At 62.9% G+C, this 26,163-nt stretch carries 30 protein-coding genes; 14 read left to right on the forward strand and 16 right to left on the reverse strand.

The annotated features are described in order from the left end of the window. Positions 1 to 66: 66 nt before the first annotated feature. Entirely contained in the window at positions 67 to 1,173 is a 1,107-nt protein-coding gene (gene dnaN / locus I4X03_RS04260) for a DNA polymerase III subunit beta (protein ID WP_223466039.1), read from the reverse strand. Between the two features lie 252 nt (positions 1,174 to 1,425). After that, positions 1,426 to 2,829 carry a chromosomal replication initiator protein DnaA gene (gene dnaA, locus I4X03_RS04265; RefSeq protein ID WP_223466047.1) on the reverse strand — a complete coding sequence of 468 codons (1,404 nt, stop codon included), beginning with the start codon at positions 2,827 to 2,829 and terminating at the stop codon, positions 1,426 to 1,428. A 547-nt stretch (positions 2,830 to 3,376) separates the two neighbouring features. On the opposite strand from dnaA, the gene rpmH reads away from it, so the two are divergent. From rpmH to I4X03_RS04325, 12 genes are all read left to right on the forward strand, one after another. Next, on the forward strand, positions 3,377 to 3,511 hold the full coding sequence (gene rpmH, locus I4X03_RS04270) for a 50S ribosomal protein L34 (RefSeq protein ID WP_040378179.1): 135 nt from the start codon (positions 3,377 to 3,379) through the stop codon (positions 3,509 to 3,511). Positions 3,512 to 3,543: 32 nt separating this feature from the next. Next, positions 3,544 to 3,939, forward strand: a complete 396-nt coding sequence (rnpA, locus tag I4X03_RS04275; RefSeq protein ID WP_223466050.1) for a ribonuclease P protein component — start codon at positions 3,544 to 3,546, stop codon at positions 3,937 to 3,939. After that, on the forward strand, positions 3,936 to 4,196 hold the full coding sequence (gene yidD, locus I4X03_RS04280; RefSeq protein ID WP_223466054.1) for a membrane protein insertion efficiency factor YidD: 261 nt from the start codon (positions 3,936 to 3,938) through the stop codon (positions 4,194 to 4,196). Before rnpA ends, yidD begins: the two co-directional genes overlap by 4 nt. Before the next feature lie 11 nt (positions 4,197 to 4,207). Beyond that, positions 4,208 to 5,878, forward strand: a complete 1,671-nt coding sequence (gene yidC / locus I4X03_RS04285; RefSeq protein WP_223466056.1) for a membrane protein insertase YidC — start codon at positions 4,208 to 4,210, stop codon at positions 5,876 to 5,878. Between the two features lie 126 nt (positions 5,879 to 6,004). Continuing rightward, positions 6,005 to 7,384 carry a tRNA uridine-5-carboxymethylaminomethyl(34) synthesis GTPase MnmE gene (mnmE, locus tag I4X03_RS04290; protein WP_223466058.1) on the forward strand — a complete coding sequence of 460 codons (1,380 nt, stop codon included), beginning with the start codon at positions 6,005 to 6,007 and terminating at the stop codon, positions 7,382 to 7,384. Positions 7,385 to 7,468: 84 nt separating this feature from the next. Further along, positions 7,469 to 7,744: a ribbon-helix-helix domain-containing protein gene (locus tag I4X03_RS04295; protein ID WP_223466060.1), complete on the forward strand. Its 276-nt coding sequence runs from the start codon at positions 7,469 to 7,471 to the stop codon at positions 7,742 to 7,744. Then, on the forward strand, positions 7,741 to 8,070 hold the full coding sequence (locus I4X03_RS04300) for a type II toxin-antitoxin system RelE/ParE family toxin (RefSeq protein WP_223466062.1): 330 nt from the start codon (positions 7,741 to 7,743) through the stop codon (positions 8,068 to 8,070). The genes I4X03_RS04295 and I4X03_RS04300 overlap by 4 nt, the downstream gene beginning before the upstream one ends. A gap of 156 nt (positions 8,071 to 8,226) precedes the next feature. Beyond that, a complete protein-coding gene (locus I4X03_RS04305; RefSeq protein WP_223466064.1) occupies positions 8,227 to 8,694 on the forward strand; it encodes a VOC family protein in 468 nt (155 codons plus the stop codon). A 21-nt stretch (positions 8,695 to 8,715) separates the two neighbouring features. Next, positions 8,716 to 9,144 carry a YciI family protein gene (locus I4X03_RS04310; protein WP_223466068.1) on the forward strand — a complete coding sequence of 143 codons (429 nt, stop codon included), beginning with the start codon at positions 8,716 to 8,718 and terminating at the stop codon, positions 9,142 to 9,144. A 10-nt stretch (positions 9,145 to 9,154) separates the two neighbouring features. Further along, positions 9,155 to 9,973, forward strand: coding sequence for a YciI family protein (locus tag I4X03_RS04315; RefSeq protein ID WP_223466073.1), 819 nt, complete (start codon positions 9,155 to 9,157; stop codon positions 9,971 to 9,973). Between the two features lie 12 nt (positions 9,974 to 9,985). After that, entirely contained in the window at positions 9,986 to 11,263 is a 1,278-nt protein-coding gene (locus tag I4X03_RS04320) for an RNA polymerase sigma factor (protein WP_223466076.1), read from the forward strand. 44 nt (positions 11,264 to 11,307) lie between these two features. Further along, entirely contained in the window at positions 11,308 to 11,865 is a 558-nt protein-coding gene (locus I4X03_RS04325) for a DUF1439 domain-containing protein (protein ID WP_223466078.1), read from the forward strand. A gap of 55 nt (positions 11,866 to 11,920) precedes the next feature. On the opposite strand, the gene I4X03_RS04330 is transcribed toward I4X03_RS04325, so the two are convergent. Then, a complete protein-coding gene (locus tag I4X03_RS04330; protein ID WP_307735333.1) occupies positions 11,921 to 12,832 on the reverse strand; it encodes an alpha/beta hydrolase in 912 nt (303 codons plus the stop codon). A 378-nt stretch (positions 12,833 to 13,210) separates the two neighbouring features. On the opposite strand from I4X03_RS04330, the gene I4X03_RS04335 reads away from it, so the two are divergent. Next, on the forward strand, positions 13,211 to 13,417 hold the full coding sequence (locus tag I4X03_RS04335) for a hypothetical protein (RefSeq protein WP_223466080.1): 207 nt from the start codon (positions 13,211 to 13,213) through the stop codon (positions 13,415 to 13,417). Positions 13,418 to 13,430: 13 nt separating this feature from the next. Here I4X03_RS04335 and I4X03_RS04340 read toward each other — a convergent pair whose 3' ends face one another. Together I4X03_RS04340 and I4X03_RS04345 are read right to left on the reverse strand one after the other, a co-directional pair. Next, positions 13,431 to 14,063, reverse strand: coding sequence for an Hpt domain-containing protein (locus I4X03_RS04340; RefSeq protein ID WP_223466082.1), 633 nt, complete (start codon positions 14,061 to 14,063; stop codon positions 13,431 to 13,433). Positions 14,064 to 14,139: 76 nt separating this feature from the next. Next, positions 14,140 to 15,111 carry a CAP domain-containing protein gene (locus I4X03_RS04345; RefSeq protein WP_223466084.1) on the reverse strand — a complete coding sequence of 324 codons (972 nt, stop codon included), beginning with the start codon at positions 15,109 to 15,111 and terminating at the stop codon, positions 14,140 to 14,142. 117 nt (positions 15,112 to 15,228) lie between these two features. Between I4X03_RS04345 and pssA the strand changes: the two genes are divergently transcribed. Beyond that, positions 15,229 to 16,014 (forward strand): CDP-diacylglycerol--serine O-phosphatidyltransferase, encoded by a 786-nt coding sequence (pssA, locus tag I4X03_RS04350; protein ID WP_223466086.1) that lies wholly within the window; start codon positions 15,229 to 15,231, stop codon positions 16,012 to 16,014. Between the two features lie 3 nt (positions 16,015 to 16,017). Here the strand turns inward: pssA and I4X03_RS04355 are convergent, their stop codons facing one another. The 11 genes from I4X03_RS04355 to I4X03_RS04405 form a co-directional block, all read right to left on the reverse strand. Next, positions 16,018 to 16,305, reverse strand: coding sequence for a metal-sensing transcriptional repressor (locus tag I4X03_RS04355; protein ID WP_223466094.1), 288 nt, complete (start codon positions 16,303 to 16,305; stop codon positions 16,018 to 16,020). After that, positions 16,305 to 17,231 carry an aldo/keto reductase gene (locus I4X03_RS04360; protein ID WP_223466096.1) on the reverse strand — a complete coding sequence of 309 codons (927 nt, stop codon included), beginning with the start codon at positions 17,229 to 17,231 and terminating at the stop codon, positions 16,305 to 16,307. Before I4X03_RS04360 ends, I4X03_RS04355 begins: the two co-directional genes overlap by 1 nt. Before the next feature lie 137 nt (positions 17,232 to 17,368). Next, complete coding sequence (locus I4X03_RS04365; protein ID WP_223466099.1) at positions 17,369 to 18,514, reverse strand: D-alanyl-D-alanine carboxypeptidase family protein; 1,146 nt, start codon at positions 18,512 to 18,514, stop codon at positions 17,369 to 17,371. Between the two features lie 49 nt (positions 18,515 to 18,563). Next, on the reverse strand, positions 18,564 to 19,205 hold the full coding sequence (locus tag I4X03_RS04370) for an alpha/beta hydrolase (protein WP_223466270.1): 642 nt from the start codon (positions 19,203 to 19,205) through the stop codon (positions 18,564 to 18,566). A 14-nt stretch (positions 19,206 to 19,219) separates the two neighbouring features. Further along, positions 19,220 to 19,534, reverse strand: coding sequence for a (2Fe-2S) ferredoxin domain-containing protein (locus I4X03_RS04375; protein WP_223466101.1), 315 nt, complete (start codon positions 19,532 to 19,534; stop codon positions 19,220 to 19,222). A gap of 49 nt (positions 19,535 to 19,583) precedes the next feature. Continuing rightward, the gene (locus I4X03_RS04380; protein ID WP_223466110.1) at positions 19,584 to 20,711 is read right to left on the reverse strand and encodes a VanZ family protein; all 1,128 of its coding nucleotides are present in this window, start codon (positions 20,709 to 20,711) and stop codon (positions 19,584 to 19,586) included. Beyond that, a complete protein-coding gene (locus tag I4X03_RS04385; RefSeq protein ID WP_223466116.1) occupies positions 20,708 to 21,343 on the reverse strand; it encodes an ABC-type transport auxiliary lipoprotein family protein in 636 nt (211 codons plus the stop codon). Before I4X03_RS04385 ends, I4X03_RS04380 begins: the two co-directional genes overlap by 4 nt. 8 nt (positions 21,344 to 21,351) lie before the next feature. After that, entirely contained in the window at positions 21,352 to 22,311 is a 960-nt protein-coding gene (locus I4X03_RS04390) for an MlaD family protein (protein WP_223466121.1), read from the reverse strand. Positions 22,312 to 22,314: 3 nt separating this feature from the next. Further along, complete coding sequence (locus I4X03_RS04395; RefSeq protein ID WP_370660481.1) at positions 22,315 to 23,175, reverse strand: ABC transporter ATP-binding protein; 861 nt, start codon at positions 23,173 to 23,175, stop codon at positions 22,315 to 22,317. Next, the gene (locus I4X03_RS04400) at positions 23,175 to 24,308 is read right to left on the reverse strand and encodes an MlaE family ABC transporter permease (protein WP_223466123.1); all 1,134 of its coding nucleotides are present in this window, start codon (positions 24,306 to 24,308) and stop codon (positions 23,175 to 23,177) included. The genes I4X03_RS04395 and I4X03_RS04400 overlap by 1 nt, the downstream gene beginning before the upstream one ends. Positions 24,309 to 24,362: 54 nt before the next feature. Continuing rightward, the gene (locus tag I4X03_RS04405; protein WP_223466126.1) at positions 24,363 to 25,850 is read right to left on the reverse strand and encodes a B12-binding domain-containing radical SAM protein; all 1,488 of its coding nucleotides are present in this window, start codon (positions 25,848 to 25,850) and stop codon (positions 24,363 to 24,365) included. Between the last annotated feature and the right edge of the window lie 313 nt (positions 25,851 to 26,163).

Consider the following 26,163-nt stretch of genomic DNA (forward strand, 5'->3'; position numbering starts at 1 on the left):
ATTCCCGCTTTCGCGGGAATGACGGGTTCGAGGGCGAGGGGTGTTCTCCTGCGCCTCTTGATTACTTTAAATCCGCATCGGCATGACAACGTACTTGAAGTCCGCGTTGTCAGGGATCGAAATCAGCGCCGACGAATTTGAGTCGCCCAGGGCGATGTTCACCTGGTCGCACTTCAGGTTGTTCAGCACGTCGAGCAGGTAGGTCACGTTGAAGCCGATGTCCACGCTGTCGCCGCCGTAGTCGATCTCGAGTTCTTCAACCGCTTCTTCCTGGTCGGCGTTGGTCGAGCTGATCTTCATGCTGCCTGGGGTGATGATGCAGCGTACGCCCTTGAACTTGTCGCTCGTCATGATCGCGGCGCGTTGCAGCGAACGCAGCAGCTCGTCGCGGCCGATCGTGAAGTCGTTGGTGTAGCCCTTCGGGATCACGCGGGTGTAGTCAGGGAACTTGCCTTCGACCAGCTTCGAGACCAGTTCGATGTCGGCAAAGGTCAGCTTGACCTGCGATGCGGCGATGTCGAGCTGGACCGGTTCCTCGTTCTCTTCCAGCAGGCGCTGCAGTTCGATGATGGTCTTGCGCGGAATGATGACTTCCTGGCGCGTGAATTCCTGTTCGGTTTCCACCTGGCAGAACGCCAGGCGGTGGCCGTCGGTGGCCACGGCGATCACGTTGCGGCCGTCGAGGACCAGCAGCAGGCCGTTCAGGTAGTAGCGAATGTCCTGCTGCGCCATCGAGAAGTGCACCATGTTGAACAGGTGCTTCAAGGTTTTTTGCGGCAGGGTTACCGAGGCGTTGTGCGTTTCGGCCACGGCGACGGTCGGGAACTCTTCCGCGGCCAGCGTTTGCAGCGCAAAGCGCGACTTGCCGCTCTGGACGGTCAGGCGCTTGTTCAGCAGCGTCATCGTCACGTCGCCGGACTCAGGCAGCGCGCGCAAAATGTCGAGCAGCTTGCGCGCCGCGACGGTGGTGCCTTCCACTTCCGGGCCGGCGCCGATATTCGCGTGCGTGGTGATCTGCACTTCGGTGTCGGTGGAAAGGAAAGATACGTTTTCGCCGTCCTTGCGGATGAGGATATTGGCCAGAATCGGCATAGTGTGCCGACGCTCGACAATACCGCTCACGATTTGCAGTGGCCGGAGAAGGGTATCTCGGGTTGTTTTGACCAATTGCATAGTAATCCTCGGTAAGGTTGTTAGTTAGTGCTTGCTTTTGTGGCTCAATTCGGCGGATGACGCTTTCGCTCTTCCGCCCTACAGCCTGTTGCGACTCATGGCGGGTGCGCTTGGCTTGCCCGCCCTACCGGTCGATCATCGCGAACGTAGGGCGGAAGAGCGCAGCGTCATCCGCCGTTTCGATACGTGATCCGCCGACTTCAAAACAATTCCAAAACGTCCATTTTGCCAGAAATTGCCCTGGCCAAATAATTACCCTTTCAGGGTCTGTTCCAGCACGTGCAGCTCGTGGTTGCATTCAGGATTCTTGGTGCGGTCCTGGGCAATCTTGCGCACCGCGTGCAGCACCGTGGTGTGGTCGCGTCCGCCGAACAGCTCGCCGATTTCCGGCAGGCTCTTCTGCGTCAATTCCTTGGCCAGGTACATCGCAATCTGGCGCGGCCGCGCAATGTTCGCTGGCCGGCGCTTCGAGTACATGTCCGCAACCTTGATGTTGAAGAAGTCCGCCACCGTCTTCTGGATGTTCTCAACAGAAATCTGGCGGTTTTGCACCGACAACAGGTCCTTCAGCGCTTCTTTCACGATGTCGATCGTGATGTCCTTGCCGTGGAAACGCGAGTACGCCAGGATCTTGCGCAGCGCGCCTTCCAGCTCGCGCACGTTCGAACGCAGGTGCTTGGCAACGAAGAACGCCACGTCGTCCGAGAAGCTCACGCCTTCCGACTGCGCCTTTTTCAGCAGGATCGCCACCCGCATTTCCAGTTCCGGCGGTTCGATCGCCACCGTCAGGCCGGAATCGAAGCGCGAAATCAGGCGGTCGTCCATGCCCGTGATCTCTTTCGGGTAGGTATCGCTGGTGATGATGATCTGCTTCTTGGCGGCGATCAGCGCTTCAAACGCGTAGAAAAACTCTTCCTGCGTGCGGCTCTTGCCACCGAAGAACTGAATATCATCGATCAGCAGCATGTCCAGCGAATGATAGTAATGCTTAAAGTCGTCGAAACCTTTGCGCTGGTACGCGGTCACAACGTCACGCACGTACTGTTCTGCGTGGATGTAGCGGATGCGCGCGCCTGGCTGGTCGGCCATCACCTGGTTGCCGATCGCATGGATCAGGTGGGTCTTGCCCAGGCCGACGCCGCCGTAGAAGAACAGCGGGTTGTAGGACACGCCCGGGTTGTTGGCCACCTGGATCGCGGCGGCGCGCGCCAGCTGGTTGGCTTTACCGGTCACGAAGCTGTCGAAGGTCAATTCGGTGTTGACGCGGCTTTGTTCGCGCATCGGCTGCTTGCCGACGTTAAAGGCCGGCGCGCCGTCGATGTGGCCGTCGTTGCGGTGGTCCTGGCTGATGCCGAGGCCGTTGGCCGGGCCGTCAGGTACCGGGGTGTGCACGGTGGCCTTCTTCGGCAGGGCGTTGCGCGGGTCGAGCACGAACTGTACTTCGGTCGGCGCTTCGAAATATTGGCAGGCCAGCGCGGTGATTCGGGTGGCGAACTGCGTTTTTACCCAGTCGAGCTTGAAACGGTTGGGTGCAGCAATGCGCAGCTTGCCATCCTCGTAGTCGAGCGGGGCAAGCGGTTTAATCCAAGCGCTGTATTGCTGCGGAGTCAGCTCCAGTTCCAACTGCGCGGAACAGGTCTGCCAGAAATTGTCCATGAATCGTCTTTGAAAATAAGGTGTGTGAAGGGCGGTTCGATGCTGAGTCCCCGCGCCAGGTTTGCGCGCGAGCTTCGCCACACGTAACACGCTATTTTACCTGCGATGGGCAAAGTTATCCACAGGCACGAGCCAGTTTTTCGCGGTAAACTTCGATCAGTCGTCGGGTCCACCATTGGCGGACCCGACTTCCCGCGCAGGCGGGAACCTATGCTGAGTGACTTCGGTAGCGAACGATGGATTCCCGCTTTCGCGGGAATGACGTTGTGATACGGCGGCAAATGTATTCGACCCCGAAACCGCCGAAAACCACAGCTATCCTTGACATTGGACCCCGAAATGCTGTCTAATTCAGGGTTCCCCGCCCGTACTCCGTGCAAATTGGTAAGTCCTTACCTTCCGATCACGCTGGTTACACGGGTAGAAAAGAGTATTTTTTGCTGTGGCGTGTCGCTGGCTTAACCATCTGCGAAATGACCTAAGCGCCGAAAACTGACGGGACGTCAGACCCGATTTTGCATTTACTTTTGCTTTAAGCGAGACCACCATGAAACGTACTTACCAACCTTCCGTCGTCCGTCGCAAGCGCACGCACGGCTTCCGCGCACGTATGGCTACCCGTGGCGGCCGCCAGGTTCTGAACGCACGCCGCGCCAAGGGCCGCAAGCGCCTGGCAGTATAAAGCTGCCAGCTGCAGCCAGGACGCACCTGACCATGTCAAGCGAAGGTTCACACGACTTCGCGCGCGTTCGGCGAATCGTTAAAACGGATGAATTTTCATCCGTTTTTCGTTTGCGCCCTGCGCAAAAGACGGCGCATTTCGTGCTCTACACGTGCGCGAACGAACTGCCGCATGCGCGGCTGGGCGTCGTGGTGGCCAAGCGCTTTGCGCCGCGCGCCGTGACCCGCAACACGATCAAGCGCGTTACCCGCGAACTGTTCCGTGTCGCCAAGCTGCCGGCCGTCGACTGCGTGGTGCGCTTGTCGCGCCCCGTCAACGCCAAAACCGGCCCGGCCACCACCGCCGCGCTGAAGGCGGAACTGCGCGTGGAAATCGCGCGCCTGTTCCAGTCGCAGGCGCCGCGCCCGGCAAAAACGGTGTCCTCATGAACAAACTGCTCGTCTGGTTCCTGCGCGCCTATCAACTGGCTGTCTCGCCGTTGCTAGGGCAAAATTGCCGCTTTTATCCGACCTGCTCGAATTACGCGATCGAAGCCGTCCGCACCCATGGCTCTGCCCGCGGTAGCTGGCTGGCCCTGCGCCGCATCTGCAAATGCCATCCGTTCAATGACGGTGGCGTCGATCTCGTGCCGCCTGCGCACAGCAAGCATCCATCAACAGCCCATTGCGGCTGCAACCACTCCTGACCGAAATTCCAATGGAAATCAATAAACGTACTATCCTGTGGATCGTGTTTTCCGTCTCGCTGGTCGTTCTGTGGAACGACTGGATGGTCTCCAACGGCAAACAGTCCATGTTCTCGCTGACGCCACCACCACCAGCGGTGACCGCGCCTGTCGCCACGGCGCCTGCGTCGACGGTACCGGCCGCGCCAGGCGTAGCTGCCGCCACGCCGGCCGCCTTGCCAGGCGACGCGCCGGCAGTGCAGGCGTTCACGCCAGAAATCATCACCATCACCACCGACGTCATCAAGGCCGACATCGACACCGCTGGCGGCGTCATCAAGCGCCTGGAACTGCTGCAGTTCCGCGACAAGCTCGACAAGACCAAGAACCAGGTGCTGTTCGACGTCAAGCCGACCGGCATCTATGTCGCCCAGACCGGCCTGATCAGCAACACCGGCGTCGCGCTGCCGAACCACACCACCGGCTACACCGCCAAGCCAGGTCCACGCGCGACCAACGGCAACAGCGAAGTCCAGCTGGTGCTGGAAGCCGAGCAGGGCGGCGTCAAGCTGACCAAGACCTACACCTTCAAGAAGGGTGACTACCTGATCGGCCTGCGCCACGACGTGACCAACCTCGGCACCGCCGCGGTGGCGCCGTCGCTGTACATGCAGCTGCTGCACCACGGTAACGAGCCGGAAGGCGAAAGCTGGTTCAACGCAAGCTACACCGGCCCGACCCTGTTCACCGACGCCGACAAATACCAGAAGCTGACCTTCGAAGACATCGAAAAGCACGGCAAGGCCGAGCACTCGACCAAGTCGAACGACGGCTGGATCGCGATTTCGCAGCACTACTTCGTCTCGGCGTTCATCCCGCAAGACAAGGCGCCGCGCGACATCTTCACCAAGAAGGTCGACACCAACCTGTACGCCATCGGCAACCTGATCCCGCTGGGTCCGATCGCACCAGGCGCGACCCTGAGCAACCAAGCGCGCCTGTATTCGGGTCCGCAAGATGAGAACAAGCTGGAAACCATTGCCCCTGGCCTCGAACTGGTCAAGGACTACGGCATGCTGACGATCATCGCCAAGCCGATCTTCTGGGTCATGAGCCAGCTCAACCTGGTCCTGCAGAACTGGGGCTGGACCATCATCGCGCTGACCGTGCTGATCAAGCTGCTGTTCTTCCCGCTGTCGGCGGCCAGCTACAAGAGCATGGCCAAGATGAAGATGGTCACGCCGAAGATGCAGGCGATCCGCGAGAAGTACAAAGGCGACCCGGCCAAGATGAACCAGGCCACGATGGAGCTGTACAAGACCGAAAAGATCAACCCGCTGGGCGGCTGCCTGCCGATCCTGGTGCAGATGCCGGTGTTCATCGCGCTGTACTGGGTGCTGAACTCGTCGGCCGAGATGCGCGGCGCGCCATGGGTGGGCTGGATCCAGGATCTGACCGCACCTGACCCGTACTACATCCTGCCGGTGCTGTACGCGATCTCGATGTTCATCACCACCAAGCTGAACCCGCAGCCGGCCGATCCGGCGCAGGCCAAGATGATGCTGTGGATGCCGCTGATCTTCTCGGTCATGTTCTTCTTCTTCCCGGCCGGCCTGGTGCTGTACTGGGTAGTGAACAACATCCTGTCGATCGCGCAGCAGTGGGTGATCACCAAGAAGTTTGAATCGGGCAAAGCCAAGTAACACGGCAGCTTGAGATGAAAATGCCCGTGCGCTGCGCGGGCATTTTTTTTACGCGTCGTTCCCGTGAAAGCGGGAGCCCATGCTGAGTGCGCTACGCCTCCCATGCCAATAAATTACAATCGCATAATGAACCTCGACACATCCCCCATCGCCGCCATCGCGACGGCACCTGGCCGCGGCGGCATCGGCGTCGTCCGCGCCTCCGGCAAATCGCTGGCGCCCTTGCTCAGCGTGCTGTTTCCGGGCGCCACGCTGACCCCGCGCCACGCCACCTACATTCCGTTCAAGCAAGCCGATGGCAGCATCATCGACCAGGGCATCGCGATCTGGTTCAAGGGCCCGCACTCGTACACCGGCGAAGATGTGCTCGAACTGCAAGGCCACGGCGGCCCGGTCGTGCTGCAGATGCTGCTTGGCCGCGTGCTCGAAGCCGGCCGCGAACACGGCCTGCGCCTCGCCGAGCCGGGCGAGTTCACCCGCCGCGCCTACCTTAACGACAAGCTCGACCTGGCCCAGGCCGAAGCGGTGGCCGACCTGATCGACGCCTCCACCGAAGCGGCCGCCAAGTCGGCTTCGCAATCGCTGTCGGGCGCGTTCTCGAAGGCCATCAACACGCTGGTCGAGCAAACCATCGGCTTGCGCATGCTGGTCGAAGCCACGCTCGACTTCCCGGAAGAAGAGATCGACTTCCTCGAAAAATCCGACGCGCGCGGCCAGCTGGCCGTCATCATCGGCTCGCTCGACCAGGTGTTCCGCCAGGCGGCCCAGGGCGCGTTGCTGCGCGAAGGCCTCAATGTGGTGCTGGTTGGCCAGCCGAACGTCGGCAAGTCGTCGCTGCTGAACGCGCTGGCCGGGTCGGACGTGGCCATCGTCACCCCAATCGCCGGCACCACGCGCGACAAGGTCAGCGAGACCATCCAGATCGAAGGCATTCCGCTCAACATCATCGACACGGCCGGCATCCGCACCGTGGACGAAGCGGTCGACGTGGTCGAACGCATCGGCATCGAGCGCACCTGGGGCGAAGTGGCCAAGGCTGACGTCATCCTGCACCTGCTGGACGCCAACCTTGGCCCGAGCGCTTCGGACGAGCACATCTGCGCAGCTTTCCCGCAAGGCGTGCCGGTGCTGCGCATCTGGAACAAGATCGACCTGTCGGGGCACAAGCCAGGGCTCGACGTGGCGTCGGACGCCACCCATTTATATCTGTCGGCCAACGAGCACCAGGGCATCGACCTGCTGCGCGAAGAGCTGCTGCGCATCGCCGGCTGGCAGCAGACCGGCGAATCGCTGTACCTGGCGCGCGAACGCCACCTGATCGCCTTGCGCAATGCCCGTGAGCATCTCGATCACGCAGCGGCACACGCCGCGCAGAGCGACCAGTCGCTGGACCTGTTTGCGGAAGAGCTGCGACTGGCGCAAGCGCAGCTGTCGACGATTACCGGCGAGTTCTCGCCGGATGATTTGCTGGGTGTGATCTTCAGCCGGTTCTGCATCGGCAAGTAGAACCTTTCCGCCGTCAGCCCAGTCTACCTATGACCCGACCGGTTAGGGTAAAGTTGAAGACTATTACTTCCAACGAGGTAGACGATGGGAACAACACAGCAGTTTTCTATTACGTTGACAGACGAGATGGCCGATGCCGTCCAGGCTAAGGTTGCGACGGGCGAGTACGCCACAGCGAGTGATGTCATCCATGACGGATTGCGCGTATTACTTGCACGTGAGCATTTTCTGGACGACTGGTTGCATGACCAGGCCGCGCCAGCGTATGACGCTATCAAAGCGGACCCGTCGCGCGCCGTCAGCATCGGTTGCGTGCGCGAGCGGATTATTGCTGAGGATGCCGCTGCACGTAAAAAATGAGCAGCTATCGGGTCGTGTTCACGCCCGAGGCGGAAGAACATCTCGCCGAGCTCTATCAATATATCTCCGACAGATCGACGCCGGATGCAGCGTTTCGCTTCACGATGGCAATCGTGAGTTACAGCGCTGCATTGGACGAATTCCCCCACAGAGGCGTCCGACGCGACGACATTCGGCCCGGGCTAAGGATCGTTAACTATCGAAAGAACACCGCCATTGCGATCGCAGTGGACGATGCGGATAGTTGCGTCACGATCGTCGGCGTCTTCTATGGAGGACGAAACTACGAAGCACTCCTTCGCCCGAAGGATAACGATGAGGCGTGACGGCCCTGTTCGGTTATAGCCGTTTTTTTTTGCAACCCCTGTCGATTTCGGCGAGCCTGATACGTCGTACAGTTAGCAGCACCTGACCGCTCACTTTTCTGTCACCGACTTTATCCAGCCCATGCTGGGTTAACTTCATCGCAAAGGAGAATTATCATGGCAACTCAAACCGTGAAACCGATCCCCGAAGGCGCGCACGCAATCACCCCGCACCTGGTCTGTGCGGGTGCGGCCGACGCCATCGAGTTCTACAAAAAGGCATTCAATGCGGTCGAGATTCACCGTATCCCCGGCCCCGGCGGCAAGCTGATGCACGGCGCGGTCCGCATCGGCGACTCGATGATCATGCTGGCAGATGAATACCCGGAGTGGGGCAGCAAATCGCCGAAGACCCTGGCCGGCACGCCGGTGACGATCCACCTGTACGTGGAGGATGTCGACGCGGTATTCGCCCAGGCAGTCGCTGCCGGCGCGACGCCTGCGATGCCGGTGGCCGAGATGTTCTGGGGCGACCGCTACGGTATGCTTGTCGATCCGTTCGGCCACAGCTGGTCGGTCGCCACGCACGTCAAGGACATGACCGACGACGAGTTGCAGCAAGCCGCAAAGACGGGCTGCCAATAACGATATTTTAAGGAGAACAACATGCGTTTCATTGTCATTATAAAAGCGACTGCCGATTCCGAAGCGGGCAAGATGCCAACCGAGAAGCTGCTGGCCGATATGGGCAAGTACAACGAAGAGCTGGTCAAGGCCGGCATCATGCTGGCCGGTGAAGGCCTGCACCCCAGCTCGAAGGGCGCGCGCATCAAATTCTCGGGCCCCAACCGCACCGTCGTCGACGGGCCGTTCACCGAGACCAAGGAGCTGGTGGCCGGCTTCTGGCTGTGGGAAGTCAAGTCGCGCGAAGAAGCCATCGAGTGGGTGAAGCGTTGCCCCAACCCGATGGAGGGCGATTCCGAGATCGAGATCCGCCAGGTGTTCGAGGCGTCCGACTTCGGCGACGAGTTCACGCCCGAATTGCGCGCGCAGGAAGACGCCCTGCGTGAGCAGATCGCAGCCAAACACCAATAAAGGAAGCGACATGCGCTATCTGATCTTCCGTAGAGCCGACGCCGACACCGAGCAGGGAGCGATGCCGGGCGACGCGCTCCTGAATGCGATGGGCGCCTATAACCAGCGCCTGGTGGACGCCGGCGTGATGCGCGCTGGCGAAGGCCTGCGGCCGACGCGCGAAGCCGTGCGCCTGAAGCTGTCCAATGGCGAGGCCACCGTCATCGATGGCCCGTTCACAGAAACCAAAGAGCTGATCGCCGGCCTGTCGGTCTTTGAGGCGGCGTCGCGCGATGAAGTGGTCGACTGGATCAGGCAGTGGCCGAAAGAAGACGGCGATGTGACCGTTGAAATTCGCGAAGCCGGCTGCCCGGGCGGCTGCGCGGACGTGCGGCCGAACGCCGGCGCGGCGCAGGAGGGCAAGCGCTTCGCCGTTCTGCTGCGATCCAGTGCGGCGCTCGAAGCGGAGCAGCCGGTGGCGCAAGAGAAGCTCGACCGCCTGGACGCCCACAACGCCGCCGAAGCGGCGCGGGGCGTTTTGCTTGGCGCCGACGGCTTGCGTTCGAGCGCGCGCGCCAACCGCGTGACATTCAGCGGCGGCAAAGCGACGGTGCTCGATGGCCCGTTCACCGAGATCAAGGAGCTGATCGCCGGCTACTGGTTGATTCGCGTGGCGTCGATGGATGAAGCCATCGAATGGGCCAAGCGCAATCCGTACCCGACCGGGCCCGATGTCGAGGTCGAAATCCGCCCGCTGTACGAGCTCGATGATCTCGATATCGACTTCACGCCGGAGCTGCGCGAGGCCGAGCAGCGCATGCGCCAGATGCAGCTTGACGCGACTCGCTAGCCGGCGCCGTCGATGACAAAAGACAGCACGCATCGCGTCATCGAAGGTGTCTGGCGCATCGAGTCGGCGCGCATCATCGGCGCGCTGGCGCGGATGCTGCGCGACGTCGGGCTGGCCGAGGAGCTGGCGCAGGATGCGCTGGTTGGGGCGCTTGAGCGCTGGCCTTCGGCGGGCATCCCCGACAATCCGGCCGCGTGGCTGATGGCAGTGGCGAAGAACCGCGCGCTCGACCATCTGCGCCACACTAGGCTGCACCAGTCGAAGGAAGCCGAGCTCACTTACGCCATCGAGACGCAGCTGCAGGACGTCGCCCCTGATATCGAGGCAGGGCTGGACGACGACCTTGGCGACGACATGCTGCGCCTGATGTTCGTCTGCTGCCACCCGGTGCTGTCGACCGAGGCGCGCGCCGCGCTGGCCCTGCGCCTCCTGGGCGGCTTGAGCACCGACGAAATTGCGCGCGCCTTCCTGACGTCGGAGACGGCGATCGCGCAGCGCATCGTGCGCGCCAAGCGCAGCCTGTCGGAAGCGCGCGTTCCGTTCGAGGTGCCGGCGGCGGACCAGTTGGCCGCGCGCGTCGGCTCGGTGCTGCAGGTGATCTACCTGATCTACAACGAAGGCTACTCCGCCAGCGCCGGCGACGACTGGCAGCGTCCCAAGCTATGCGAGGAGGCGCTACGCCTTGGCCGCATCCTGGCCGCGCGCATGCCCGATGAAGGCGAGGTGCATGGCCTGGTCGCGCTGATGGAGATCCAGTCTTCGCGCACGCGCGCGCGCGCTGGTCCGGACGGCGTGCCGATCCTGCTGATGGACCAGGACCGGGCGCGCTGGGACCAGCTGCTGATACGGCGCGGCTTCGCGGCGCTCGAACGCGCCGCCCGGCCGGGCGAGGGCCTGGGGCCATATGGGCTGCAGGCCGCCATCGCGGCCTGCCATGCACGCGCGCTGCGCCCGGAAGACACCGACTGGATGCGCATCGCGGCGCTGTACGACGCGCTGGCGCAACTGGCGCCGTCGCCGGTGGTCGAGCTTAACCGCGCGGTGGTGCTGTCGATGGCGTACGGTCCCGCGGCGGGCCTCGAACTGGCCGACCAGCTGGCCGGCGAACCGCAGCTGCGCAACTACCACCTGCTGCCAAGTGTCCGCGGCGACCTGCTGGCCAAGCTTGGCCGCGATGCCGAAGCGCGCGCCGAATTCGAACGCGCGGCGGCGCTGACCAACAACCTGCGCGAGCGCGAACTGCTGCTGGCGCGGGCGCGCGATTGCGGCCGCAGGCTGGGCGCGGGCTGATCTGGCGGACGTCCGGGCCTGGCGAACTGTGCTACGCTTTTGGCATGAAAACACTCACTGGAATTCGCCTCGCAACGACGTTGCTGGCCTGCTCCCTGCTGGCCTCTTGCGCCAGCGTGTTCGGCCCGCGCCAGGTCGAATTGCCGCTTTATAAACTGCAGGCCGGCATGGAACGGCGCTTCCCGCTAAACAATCGCGTGCTGGAGTTGTTCGAGATTCGGCTGACGCGGCCGCAGCTGGCTTTGCTGCCTGAAACCAACCGCGTGGCGCTGACGATGGATGCATCGGTGGCGCCGCCGTTCCTGCGCAAGTCGTGGAGCGGGTCGATGGCGATGTCGGGGCGCCTGTATGTGGATGCCGCGCGCGGCGCCGTGATGATGGCCGAGCCGCAGGTCGACCGGTTCTCCGTCGATGGGATGGATTCGTCGGGGCAGCGGCAGGTGACCAAGGTGGCCAACCTGCTGGTCGACCAGCTGGTGCGCGATACGCCGGTGTACAGCTTCAGGCCGGAGGATTTGCGCTACGCAGGCGTGCAGTTCGTGCCGACGCGGATCACCGCGGCGCGCCATGCGCTGGTGGTGACGCTGGAGCCGGTGCGCTAGCACTTACTCACTCGCAGGGCGGCAGCCACGCGCATCGGCCCTCCGATGTGCCAGCTCAGTCCGCATCCCCCTTGCGTGGCGGCAGCGCCCATTTCAACCCGCGCGTAATCACCGTCGGAAACACCGTCAGGTGATCCTCGTCCGGAATAACAATGCTCGTCACCTCCAGGCTCTTGTACCTGCGCGACTCCAGCACATGCTCCATCGCCTGCAGGTCGCGCACCATGTCCACGGTCTTGTTGTAACGCGGGTCAGTCGAACTGAAATTCAGCGTCTCGTACGACGCCACCGCCATGAACACTTTCGCAGGCAGGTCGCTGTGCGCCTTGGCGTAACCGCGTTCCGTGGCAAAGGCGACGCGCCGGTCGAACCATAGCGACGGGCTGCCGATGATGTACTTCTCAAACATCGACGGCGCGGTGAACAGCACGTGCAGTCCAAACAGTCCGCCATACGAGTGGCCGGCATAAATGGCGCGCTTCATGTCGGCGCGATAGTGCCGCTCCACCATCGGGAACACTTCGTCGGCGATGAATGCGCGGTAGCCTTCCGCCTCGCCATACACCGGCGGCGGACTGAGCATGTCCGAGACGGCCTCCTTGTCGCCGTTGACAGTGGGGGTGTAGTCGCGCCGCCGGCTGTATTCGGGTGTTTCGCCCTTGGCATACGACAAGCCCACCAGGATGAAGTCTTCCATGTCCTCGCCACCGTTGCGGATGCGCCTGGCGATGCTTCTGATCAATGGGAAGGCGTAGTTCGCATCGGTGACGAACAACACCGGATAGCGCCGCGTGCTCTCGGCGTATCCGCGCGGCAGGCTGATGAACAGCTGGTAATCGCGGTGCAGCTCCTTGGCGCGGATCTCGCGCACTTCGGTGTTTTCCAGCACGTATGGTTTTGGGTCCGACTCGCCGCGCACGTGCGCCATCGACTCGCGCTCCGAGCAGGCCGAAACGGCTGTCAGCAAGAGCATTATTGACAGAAAATACACCGATCTCATGCGCTAGATTTCCTCGCCAGACTGCAAAAAAAAATACCTGCATCGGAGTCCACGGCAACGCTTTACCCGCTAAGCATTCCTGCTATTATTTATCCAGCTGAGTTTTATACAGCGCTGCCCAACGACTGCGATCGTAGCCGGGTGTCGCCGGAGTGTGGTTGCTTAGGTGCAAAGAATTGGTGGTTAGCTAGCGCGGGGGCGTGGTGGGACCAGTTGTTTTTCTGTGGTAAGAATTCACCGACTTGGGGCCATTCATGCCGGGCTTGACGATTCTCATTGCCAACGAGTTCCAACTGAGTAATCTTGCTTTACGACTTTAGTGGACAGCTTGCGAAGGGGTGAATCTTGGGAACGACACAGGAGAATTTGCCGGAAAATGACGGCAACGTTGAGTTGCCCGCCGCCCCGGTCATGGGTGCCGTACTGGCGCGCCAGGCATTGCCGCCCAAGGGATCGTGCTGGTATTGCGAAAAGCCGCTCGACAGCGTGCGCCGGTTCTGCGGCAAGGATTGCGCGGATTCGTTCGACGAGGAAGCGGAGTACACGCGCTGACGCGCTGCGCTTGCTAGCCGGCCTGGGCCGGGCGGCGCAAGGCGCCCAGCGCCCGGTCGTAATCGAACTCGTTGGCGGCAGCGGCCACCTCTTCAAACTGGGCATCGCCCAGGATCGTCCGCAGGCCTGCTTCGGAATCGTCGAGCAGGTCGATCGCGGCGCCGTCACCACTCATCAGCAAGTCGAGCAGCTGCGCCAGCAGCGCCGGGTCGGCAATCGATGCCTGCGGTTCAGCGGCGCTGGCCGGTCCAGGCGCGGCGTCGCTGAGCAGATGGTCGAGCACCGTCATCACTGCCGACAGCGCGGGTGTCAGCGCATTCAGGCAGGCAAATTCGTCACCAGAGGACGTGCGCAGCGCAGTTTCCAGCGCCGACGCGGCGTGGTGCAGCTGCCGCGCTCCGATCATGCCGGCCGCGCCTTTGAGCGTATGCGATAGCCGGTGCGCCAGGGCGCGGTCGCCGCTTGCAAGCGCCGTGCGGATCGGCTGGTCGCCGCCGCTATAATCCTTGCGAAATCGTCGCAGCATGCGCCCGTATAGCTCGCGGTCGCCCATCACCCGGTCGATTCCGTCGGCGACGTCCACCAGCTCGCGCGCCGCAGCATCGGCGCGACGTTCGATCGTCCCGGGGGTCTCGTCTTCTTTCATCGGCCTACGCACTCTTGCATTGATGTCATCTGCATACCATAGCAGATTTTCAAGTCAATGATGTAATTTGGAAACCCTACTTTGTGGTGAAGAACCACGTTTTCGTCGTGGGAATCCCGTTCAGGGTGCCGGTGAACGTCACGTCGTAGATGGTATTGGCTTTCAGTACCGCCAGCGGGACGATCGCGGCCGCCGGCGAGCTGCGTGCGCTGGTGTTTTCGCCCGCCTTGATCAGCCGGGTTTCCAGGTCGCTGCCGTTGCGCGGGCGCATCGTGAAGGTCTGCACCACCACGTTGACGTCGATGTCCGCATGGACGCTGACCGGGTAGCCAACTTCGTTCAGGTTTGGCACCGGATCCGGCGCTTCGTAGTCGCTGAAGAAATTGGTGGCGACCTTGACCTGCCCGTTGAACGGCCAGGTCACCAGGTTGCGGCTGCCGATGCCGGGGCCGTAGCCGGAGGTCGCGGCGAAATTGGTGGTGAAGTAGGTGTAGCCGGCGCTGGTCCGGGCCGACCCGGTGCCAATCTCCTTGAACTTTGGTTCAAAGATGACGAAGCGATGGTAGATCGCAGTGATCAGTTCTTCCGCCATGTAGAACCCCGAACCGCTGGAGGTCGCGGAGATCACCTCGCCATACGCGTAGGTCGAGGTGTTATAGATATAGCCGGCGGCGAGCATGCGGTCGCCCTGGGTCACGCCGGTGAAGCCGGGCTTGCCGACGGTCTGCTCGTGGCTGACGATGTTGTTGGCTTTCTGGTACTCGGAGTGGCCGGCCGCGGCGCGGTCGAGCAGTTCGTTGCGGGTCAGCACCGGCATGCCGGCCTGGGCACGGCGGTAGTTGATCCAGTTCATGCCGTCTTGCGGTACGTTGTTGAGCAGGGTAGGCGCGCCAGGTTCCTGCGGCAGCGCCGTTGGCGGCGCCGACGCCGGCGTGACGGCCGCGGCTGGCGCAGGGCTGTCGCCACCGCCACCGCCGCCGCACGCCGCCAGCGCCAGGACGGCCACAAGCCCGGCCGTGTTCAGCTTCCATCGATGCAACGTGCTCATTTCCTACCCCCTGCGTATCTACCTCACCCATCAATTCTAGGTGAAAATGAGAATTGGTGAGATTTGATTTGGTCGTCCAAAGCGCCATGCAATTGCATGGCCTGTAGAATGCCAAATATGAATGTAAAACGAACACGACGACAACACCTTGCGCGCGCTAAATTCGCGTTGCCGAGCTTTGTGACTTTGCTCTCGATCGCCTGCGGTTTCGGCAGTATCGTGATCACGGTCGATAACTCCCATATCGGCGACCCGGGCAACTACCGGCTCGCGGCAATCCTGCTGGTGCTCGCCGGCGTGTTCGATGCGCTGGACGGTTTTGTGGCGCGCGCCACCGGCACCTCGTCCGATTTTGGCGTGCAGCTCGACTCGATCGCCGACGTCATGAATTTCGGCTGCGCGCCGGCACTGCTGCTCTATACCTATGGCTTCGTGCCGCTCGGCGCCGACCATCCGACCATGCTGCGCGCCGGCGCATTCGCCTGCTTCATGTTCGTGGCCTGCGGCGCGCTGCGCCTGGCGCGTTTTAACGTCAGCGTCGGCCGTACCGACCCGCGCTATTTCGTCGGCATGCCGATCACGGCCGGTGCCGCATGCGTGGCGTCGGTGGTGGTGGCGTGGCCGGACCCGGCCAATTCGCTGATGCATGCGTTCGGCATCATCCTGCTGATGGTGTCGGTCGGCGGCCTGATGGTCTCGACGATCCGCTTCCCGAGCTCCAAGCAGCCGATGAACAAGCTGGTGATGCTGCTGATCGTGGTCGGGCTCGGCTTGCTGGCGTGGCTGCAGATGCGCTTCTTTGTGCTGTTCTTCCTGTTGTATATCAGCGTCACCTTGCTGATCAACATAGGCTGGAACCTGGGATGGCGCGGCCTGGCGCCGCCCAAGGTCTACGAAGACTAGGTCTCAGGCAAACTTGTCGAGCATCGCCGCCAGGTGCGCGGCGCGCGCCTGCGCGTCGGGCAGGTCGCCGGCGTTGCCGGTCTGGGTGACGATGGCGCCGGCCAGCAGCTGCACGAACGAGCGGTCGAGCGCCTTGCGCGCCGCCGACATCTGTTGGGCCACGGCGTCGCAATCGGACGGCGTCTCGGCCAGCGCGATCAATTTCTGCACACCGCGCAACTGGCCCTCGACACGCGCCAGCCGGTGCATCAAATCCTTCTTCTGCTCCGCGCTGAGCGCGCCGCCGGCCATCAGGCGACCTCGTGGCCGCGGGCCGCGCGCAAGATCTTGAACCAGTCGCCGCGCTCGAGCGTGAAGCCGGTGCCGGCGACCGCCACCGCAATCGCTTCGATGCGCCCGCTGCCGGTCAGCGGTATCGGACGCGACGGCAACTGCATGATCCAGGCGAATACCACGCTGGCGAATGGCTGGCCGATGTGGTCGGCAATATCCTTGATCACCAGGCGCAGCTTGTCGGCTGCGGCATCGGTGCCGTTGAACAGGCGGCCGCCGCCCAGCGGCGACCAGGCCATCGGCGTTACGCCGAGGTCTTGCAGGCCGTCCAGGGTCTCGTCGAACATCGGCGCGGTGTGCAGCGGCGACAGCTCGACCTGGTTGGTCGCCAGCTGGATGCGGCGGTTCAGGCTGTCGAACTGGTGGCGGCTGAAATTGGACACGCCGAAGTGCAGCACCTTGCCGGACTTGCGCAGCAGGCTGAACGCTTCGGCGACCTCGTCGAAATGCATCAGGGGGTCGGGGCGGTGGATCAGCAGCAGGTCGAGGCGGTCGGTTTGCAGCTGGCGCAGCGATTCTTCAGCCGAGGCGATGATGTGGCCGGCGCTGGTGTCGTAGTGCTGGATCGCATGCTGAGGACGCTGCGGCGCCACCAGTTTGATGCCGCATTTGCTCACCAGCTGCATCTGGTCGCGCAGCGACGGCTTGCGGCCCAGCGCCTCGCCGAACAGGGCCTCGACGCCGTAGCTGCCGTAAATGTCGGCGTGGTCGAAGGTGGTGACGCCCAGTGCCAGGCATTGTTCGATGAAGGCCACGCGCTGGTCGACCGTCATGCCCCACTCGGTCATCCGCCACATGCCGGCGACGATGCGCGACAGTTCCGGGCCGCCGGGCGTGGTCTGGATGCGCGGGCAATGGAGGTCGGCGGGGAGGCGGTGGGGCATGTGGATTTCCTGAAAGCTAATAGTTGTCATTGGTAGGGCGGATAAGGCAAAGCCGCATCCGCCGTGCTCGCGTCAACGTGGCGCCAACACGGCGGATGCGGCTTCGCCTCATCCGCCCAACGCAGGGTGCTGCGCGCTTACTTGAGCATCAAGCGAATCGAATCCCACGCCCGGCCGAAGATCGATGCTTCCGACACTTCTTCCAGCGCGACCACCGGCAGCTGCATTAGCGGCTTGCCATCGACCATCATCTTCAAGGTGCCGACGCGGCTGTTCTTGGCCAGCGGCGCGACCAGCGGGTCCTTGCGCTCGAGTACCGGCTTGAGCTTGCCGGCGACGCCCTTCGGCACCGTCACCATCACATCGTTGGTGAAGCCAATCTTGACGGTGTCCTGCGATCCTTTGAACACCTGCGGCGTCTGGATCGCCTGGCCCTTCGAGTACAGCTTGACGGTGTCGAAGTTCTGGAAGCCCCAGTTCAGCAGCTTCTGGCTTTCCTGGGTGCGGGTCTGGTCCGAGTTGGTGCCGACCACCACCGAAATCAGGCGGCGGTTGTAGTTGCCGTTCGGGCGCTTGGCCGAGGCGATCATCGAGTAGCCCGAGCTGTCGGTGTGGCCGGTCTTCATGCCGTCGACGGTCGAATCGAGCCACAGCAGGCGGTTGCGGTTCGGCTGGGTGATCTTGTTGTAGGTGAAGCTCTTGACCGAGTCGATCTTGTAGAACTGCGGGAAATCGGCGATCACGCGCGCCGCCAGGATCGACAGGTCGTAGGCGGTCGAGTAGTTGTCGGCGCTCGGCAGGCCGTGCGGATTGGCGAACTTGGTGTTCTTCAGGCCCATGCGCTGCGCTTCACGGTTCATCAGCACAACAAACGTGCCCTCGTCGCCAGCGACCGCTTCGGCCAGCGCGACGGCGGCGTCGTTGCCCGACTGAACCATCAGGCCGTGCAGCAGGTCGTTGACGCTGACCGGGACGGCCGGGTCGATGAACATCTTCGAGCTGCTGGCGTCGACTTTCCAGGCGCGTACCGAGACGTTGACCATCTGGTCGAGCGTGAGCTTCTTGTCGCGCAGCGCGCCGAAGGTGACGTAGGCGGTCATGATCTTGGTCAGCGAGGCCGGCTCGATGCGGGCCATCTGGTCCTGGGCCGCGATGATCTGGCCGCTGCTGGCGTCGAGCAGGGTCCACGACTTGGCGGCAATGCTTGGCGGAGGAACCGACTGCGCGTGGGCAGCGGAGATGGCGATGAGGCTGGCAGCAAGTGCCGTGAACAGTTTTTTCATGGTTTGCTACTTAAAAAGGTGAGAATTGCTGAGGCGAATAATTATAGCCTCAGCTGTCGGCCGCGCCGGGCTTGCGCCACAGTTGAATGACGAGATTTTTTATGTGGCCAAGCTTGCGATGGAAGAAGTGGTCGGCGCCGGGAATCACGATCACAGGCACTTCGAGCGGGCGGGCCCAGTCGAACACTTGTGTGAGGGTAATAGTTTCGTCTTGTTCGCCATGGATCACGATGCTGTCTTGCGGCACGTCCGGCACCGGCCATTTGCCGGCGGCGGTGCCGACCAGCACCATGCGCTCGATCGGGCGGCCTTGTTCCAGCAGGCGCTGGTACAGCGTGGCCTGCACGAAGGTGCCGAACGAGAAGCCGGACAGCACCACCGGCAGGTTCGGATAGCGCTGCTGCATATGGTCGAGCATCACTTCCATGTCGTCGGTCTCGCCGAAGCCGCGGTCATGCACGCCTTCGGAGGCGCCGACGCCGCGGAAGTTGAAGCGCGCCACCACATAGCCGAGCGTGACGAAGGTGCGCGCCAGGGTCTGGGTAACCTTGTTTTCCATGGTCCCGCCGTACAGCGGGTGCGGGTGGGCAACCAGTGCGATGCCGATGGCCGGACCTTCCGGCGTGTCGAGCAGGCATTCCATGGTGCCGGCCTTGCCGGTCAGGGTGAATTTTTGCGAGTGAATGTTCAGCATGCCCGTTCGCCTCAGATCTTGAGGCGCTCGACGACTTTGCCGCCGACCAGGTGGGTGTCGATGATGTCGTCGATGTCGCTGGTGTCGACGTAGGTGTACCAGGTGCCTTCGGGATAAACCACCAGCACCGGGCCTTCGTCACAGCGGTCGAGGCAGCCTGCCTGGTTGACGCGGATCTTGCCCGGGCCATTGATGCCCAGTTCCTTGACGCGTTTCTTGGCGTGCTTCTGGGCTACTTCGGCGCCTTGCTTGCCGCAGCAAGGACGGCCGTCCTCGCGCTGGTTCATGCAAAAGAAAACGTGGTGTTGAAAGAATTGTTCGCTCATGATCTCAGCTTGTTGTCGTGCGGAATGCGCAATCCGCCATGATACGCTCTTACTGCCGATTGAGCTTATGCGAAGGAAGCAGCAAGAACCATAGCGCGAAGAACGGCCACATCAGCGACAGGAACTGCGCCGCGCCATTGAAGTTCAGGAACTTGCCCTGCACCCAGCCGGACAGGGTAGCGCTGAAGTACGGGTTGACCGGAATCGTATTGACCACCAGCAGGCTCAGCACAAGGGTCACCGCGGCCAGCCGGCGCTGGGCCACGTGCGGCGCGAACGCCAGGCCCGACACCATGATCAGGCCGATCAGGAAGCCGCCTTGCGCGCCCGGCGTCACCCACACGAACGCGTTCTCGGGCGTGAAGAAGAGCGAACTGGCCAGCGCCTTGAACACCAGCGCGGCGACCAGCAGGCCCGCCACCAGCAAGGCGCGCGGGGCGCCGCGGCGCGCGATGCACAGCAAGGTCAGCACCGCGCCAGTCATGCCGCAGGCGGTGATGATGGTCTCCGACAGCCAGTACTGTTCCACGCTCATCGCCGCGCCCGGGCGCAGCAGCGCGATCAGGTCGACGTTGGTGTCGAGCAGGCGGGACAGCCAGTTCGACAGGATCGGCAGGATTTGCCCGTGGCCGAACAAGTAGGGCTGTGGGTAGATCTGCGCCAGCGGCCACAGGGCCAGCAGCACCAGGCCCAGGCTGGCCTGCTGCGCGAACAGGCGCTGGCGCAGCCGGTACAGGCGGCTCTCGTCCAGATAGGTGCGCGCGCCAAAGGCGCCGATGATCGCGCCCACGAAGGCGCCGGCCGAATTGGTAAAGAAGTCGAGGTTGGACGGCACCCGGCTTGGCAGGTAGGTCTGCACCGCCTCGACGGTGCCCGACACCAGCATGCCAAGCAGGCTGGCCACGACGATCGCCCAGATGCCGCGCATGCGCGGATACGCCGCCAGCGCGAACAGCATGCCGAGCGGGATGTAGCCAAGGATGTTGACCACCACGTCGAAGCCGGTCCAGTACTGCGGCATCGTGGTATTGAGGAAGATGAACGGCGACAGGCCGCTGCCGCGCCAGCCGGAAAACGGGAACCAGCTGGCGTAAATAATCAGCAGCAGATAGGCCAGCAGCGAGGCGCGCGATACGGCCGACGCGCGTTGCTGCACTGGCGCTTCAGGCTCCGTCATTGTTTGGGCAACTGCAGCGTGTCGAGCCAGACCAGCATGTTCGCCGCGGCTGCGTCAGTGGCGGCGGCCAGCGCGCGCGCGCCACCGGCAGCGTCGAGCGAATCGGCATTGGTCTTCTGGTTGAAGACGCGCTGGTCGATCAGCTTGTGGCCATGGAACAGCGAGGCGCGCAGGGTCAGCTGGCCGTAGCTCTGGGTGGCGCTGTCGAAGGTATGGGTGAAGTCGTCCATCTCCATGCGCAGGATCGGCATGCCGGCAGCGGCGTCAGTGGGCGTGAGCACCTTGACGCCGGCTTGCGACAGGCGCGACTTGATGCGCTGCGTGACCATGCTGAGCGGGGTGCCGGCCCAGCGGCTGTTCGAATAGGTGCGTGCGCGCAGCGGGTCGGCGTAGGCAAGGCGGTAGAACATGCGTTCGTTGTCGAGTGCCGCAACCCCGGTCACGTCGGTCACCACCAGCACGCCCAGCGGCGAGGGCGCCTGCGCGGCGACGGGCATGGGCGCGGGGCCGAAGTCGTAGGTGGAGTTGCCGGTTTTTTTGGCGGTGCTCGAGCAGCCTGCCAGCAGTGCTGCGCTGCCCAGGGCGATGACCAGCACGAGCCGGCGGAAGGTCAGGTTGATGGTGTGGTTCACGGTGGTCCTCATTTGGTCGGTGCGGTGAAGCCTGGCTCGCCCGGTCCCGGCGCGCCGTCCGGTGCGCCGAACAGGATGCTTTGCGGGCGGTCGCTCAGGCTGTCGGCGGTGCGGCGCACCGCGCGCAGCGAGGTGCGTGCCTCGTCGGTCATGGATACCAGATGCGGCAAGGTTGTCAGTTCGAGGTCGGTGGTGACGGCTTCCAGCGAGCCGCCCACCCGTTCGACGGTGGTGTTCAGGCGCGCGATCGGGCCGTCCGGCGCCTGCAGGGTGGTAGCCAGCTGGTCGAAGTTGCGCGTCATGCTGGTGGCGCTGCTGGACAGTTCGTTGAACGACGCCATGCTTTGTTCTGCCTGGCGGGTCAGCGCCGGCAGGCGCGCCAGGGTCGGCTCGAGCTGGCGTGGAATCTCGCCGTATGCTTCTGCGGTCTTGCTGATGCTCTCGAACGCGGCCAGCATCGTCTTCTGGTTTTCCGGGCTGAGCAGGTTGTCGGCGCGCGTCATCAGTTCTTCGGTTTTCTCGAGGATCACCAGGCCGCGCTTTTCAAGCTGGTCGAGGAAGCCGGGGCGCAGCGGGATCACCGCGACCTTGTCCTCGCCGGTCTTGAGCAGCGGCGAGCCGGTCTTGTCGTCGTCGAGCTGGATAAAGGCGATGCCGGTCACGCCCTGGTAGCCGAGCGAGGCGAAGGTGCTGGTGGTGACCGGCGCTTCCGGGTCGACCGCGAGGCTGATGATGATGCGGCCCGAGGTGGTCGGGTCGAAGGTGATGGCGTCGACCTTGCCCACTTCGAGGCCGCGGTAGCGCACCGCCGCCTGCGGGTTCAGGCCCGGGATCGACTGGGTGGTGGCGATCTGGTAAGGCACCCACTCGGTCTTGTCGCGGTTTAGCCAGAGCCCGACCATCACCGACGCCACCAGCAGCGCGATGGTGAAGAAGCCCGTCATTAGTGCATGTGATCTGTTTTCCATATCCTAGTCCTCTGTCTGGTTGGCTTCTTCGCAGCGCTCGTCGAGCACTTCCAGCGCTCGCAGGCCGCGGCCGCCCAGGAAAAATTGTGTGATGAACGGGTGGTCCACCTTGAGCACATCGGGCGGCGGCCCGATGGCGATTACGTGTTTCTCGGCCAGCACCGCAATCCGCGACGACAGCGCAAACAACGTGTCGAGGTCGTGGGTAACCATCACTACCGTCAAGCCCAGTTCGCGATGCAGCGACTGGATCAGCTCCACAAACGCGTCGGACAGGTCGGGATCGAGGCCGGCGGTCGGCTCGTCCAGGAACAGCAGCTGCGGTTCGAGCGCCAGTGCGCGCGCCAGCGACGCGCGCTTGATCATCCCGCCCGACAGGTCGGACGGCATCTTGTTGGCGTCGCCGACGCTCAAGCCTACCATGTCCATCTTCAGCAGCACGGCGTCGCGAATCACGTCTTCCGGCAGGGCGCGCAGTTCGCGCATCGGCTGGGCGATATTGTCGAACACCGTCAGCGCCGAATACATCGCGCCCTGCTGGAACAGCATGCCCCAGTGGTTGCGCATGCGCTGCAGCTGTTGCGCGTCGGCTTCGCTGATGTCTTCGCCGAACACGCGCACGCTGCCGCGTGCCGGCGTCTCCAGTCCGAGCATCTGGCGCAGCAGCACCGTCTTGCCGGTGCCCGACCCGCCGACAATGCTGAGAATTTCGCCCTTGTAAATATCGAGGTCGAGGTCCTGGTGCACCACCGTGCGGCCGAACTGGGTGCGCAGCGCGCGGATTTCGACCACCGGCGGGCCGACGTCCTCGTGCGGGCGCATGTTCAGGCGTTGCGGCTGGCGCTGGGTTGCGGTGTCGGTCATCAGAATCCCACGTCGCTGAAGATAATCGCGAATACGGCGTCCGCGAGGATTACCACCGTGATCGCCGTGACCACGGAGGTGGTGGTGCCGCGCCCGAGGCTTTCGGTATTCGGCTTGATGCGCAGGCCGAAGTGGCACGACACCAGCGCGATCAGGATGCCGAAGGTGGTGCCTTTCATCAGGCCGATCGTGTAGTTCGCCAGCGGCACCGCGTCGGGCAGCTTCTGGATGAAGTAGCGCGGCGACAGGTTCAGCTCCACCATCGCCGACGCCATCCCGCCCAGCAAGGCCATGGCATCGGTCCACACGACCAGCAGCGGCATCGAGATCGCCAGCGCGACGACCTTCGGCATGATCAGGCGGTAGCCGTGCGAGATGCCCATGACGAGCATCGCGTCGAGTTCTTCGGTGACGCGCATGACGCCCAGCTGCGCGGTGATTGACGAGCCCGAGCGGCCAGCCACCAGGATCGCCGCCAGTAGCGGGCCCAGCTCGCGCACCACGCTCATCCCGAGGATATTCACGATATACATGTCGCCGCCGAACATCCGCAGCTGCTGCGACGACAGATAAGAGAGCACCACGCCGATCAGGAAGCCCACCAGCGCCGTGATGCCAAGCGCCTGGAAGCCGGAGTGGAAAATATTGGCCGAGATTTCGCGCCACGGCCCTGTGCGCGGATGGCGGATAAAGCGGCCGATATCCTGGACGACCTGGCCGATCAGCCGGATAAAACCGTGCATGTGCTCGAAGAACGACAGGATGCCGAAGCCCAGCACCATCACCCAGTTCAGGTGGCTGCGGCGCGTACGCGGCAGCTTCAGTTCGTTGGCCGCCTCCAGGCGCTTGAAAAGTTCTTCCTGCTGCCCCGCCAGCTTCAGCGATGCCGGGCGCTTCTTGCCCCAGGCGTTCCAGAACATCTGGGCGCCGATATGGTCGAGGCTGGTGACGGTCGAGAGGTCCCAATCAAGGCCGGGCTGATTATCGAGCGACTTGAGGGTGGCGGTGATCTTTTTGATCGCGCCGCACTGCGCCAATGCATGCACTTGCCAGATCCCTGTGGCAACGACGGACTGCGCCGCGTCACCGGTGGAGTGGCTGATGGTTAATGTTGGCGCATTTTCAATTGGCATTGCGGCAGTGTAAAAGACTTTCGGCCTTCCTGCTACCGCTGTTCTCTACAGTGTTCAGGCTGCAAGATGGCGAGCCTGGCGAATCGGGGCGACGATTGCGGATGCCTGTTTCTCCGCCGGCGCATCGACCCGGCCGGCGTAATCGCTGGCGACCAGCGCGGTCGCCTCCGCCTTGCCCATGCCGGTGACGTGCAGCCACTCCGCGACCAGCTTGGCCAGGCGTTCGAGGGCGATGCGGTGGGTTGCGTCGGTCTTCGTGTAGATCCAGTCGGAGAATGCCATGAAGTTCTCGAACGGCCGGGCGCCCAGCATGTGCTCGATCGTATTGGCGAAGCGGCCGGAGTTGGCGACCAGGTCCCAGTAGCGGGCGAAACGCACCAGCCGCTGCATGGTCGGGAAGTCGATCAGGTTGGTGGCGAGGATGGTGTAAGGCGCGTACGGGTCGAACACCATGCCAAAGGCCTCGGTGTGGCGGATGATCGGCGTACCGCGCAGCCGCTTGAGGATGCCGAACTGAATTTCATGCGGTTTGAGCGCGACCAGCTGGTCGAAGCCGCGCGCGAAACTGGCGACGTCTTCACCGGGCAGGCCGGCGATCAGGTCGACGTGCAGGTGGGCGTGCGACTGGGTGCATAGCCAGCGGATGTTGTCGGCGGCCTTGGCGTTGTCCTGGCGGCGGCTGACCAGCGCCTGTACTTCGGGGTTGAAGCTCTGGATGCCGATTTCGAACTGCAGCGCGCCGGCCGGGAATTTGGCGATCGTTTCCTTCAGCGCCTCTGGGAGGTGGTCTGGGACCAGTTCGAAGTGAGCGTAGACCGGGTCGTCCGGGTTCGCTTCCAGCTTATCGAGGAAGAACTGCATGATCTTCAGGCTGGTCTTGATATTCAGGTTGAAGGTGCGGTCGACGAACTTGAACAGGCGGGCGCCGCGCGCATGCAGGGATTCCATCTCGGCCAGGAAAGCGTCGAGCTGGAACGGCCAGGCGGTCTTATCCAGCGATGACAGGCAGAATTCGCACTTGAACGGGCATCCGCGCGATGCCTCCACATATAAGGTGCGGTTGGCGATGTCATCGTCCGAATACAGGTCGTACGGCATCGCGATCTCGGCCAGCGGCGGCTGGGCGCCGGCGTGTATCTTCATGATCGGCTTCGGGCCGTTGATAATCTCGCCGCACAGCTTGGGGAAGGTGACGTCGCCCCAGCCGGTGACCAGGTAGTCGGCCAGCTGGACGATGGCTTGTTCGCCGGGCTCGAACGAGACTTCCGGGCCGCCCAGCACAATCGACACGTGCGGCGCCACCCGTTTGAGCATGGCGACCACTTTGGTGGTTTCGTCGACGTTCCATATATAGACGCCGAACCCGATTACCTTGGGTTCGTACGACAGCAGCTTTTCGACGACGTCGGTGGTCTTCGCGCCGATGACGAACTCGTGGATATGCGTCTGCTCCTTGAGCGGACCCATGTTCGCCAATAGATAGCGCAACCCGAGGGAAGCATGGGTGTAGCGGGCGTTCAGGGTGGACAGCAGGATGGTCATGGCGGGCGGTGAGACAGGAAAGCCGACATTTTAACCGGGAGGGCCTTGCCAAGGGGCGAGGACCTTTGCTATAGTTCGCCTCCCCGCTGAAAGCGACGCTGAATTGCTGCTGTTTTGAGAGGGGAAAGTAGGAAAAAAGAAGTTGACGAAAATTGCGAAACGCTGCATAATCTCTCTTCTCTGCTGCTGACAAACACAACGCTTTGTCGACAAGTAGCAAGTAAGAAATACAGAACAAGTTCTTTAAAAATTAACAGTCGATAAGTGTGGGCGTTTGATGAAGGTGCCAGTGACTTCGGTCACTGATTACTTA

The organism is Massilia soli, from assembly GCF_016809835.1.
Taxonomy (GTDB): domain Bacteria; phylum Pseudomonadota; class Gammaproteobacteria; order Burkholderiales; family Burkholderiaceae_D; genus Telluria_A; species Telluria_A soli.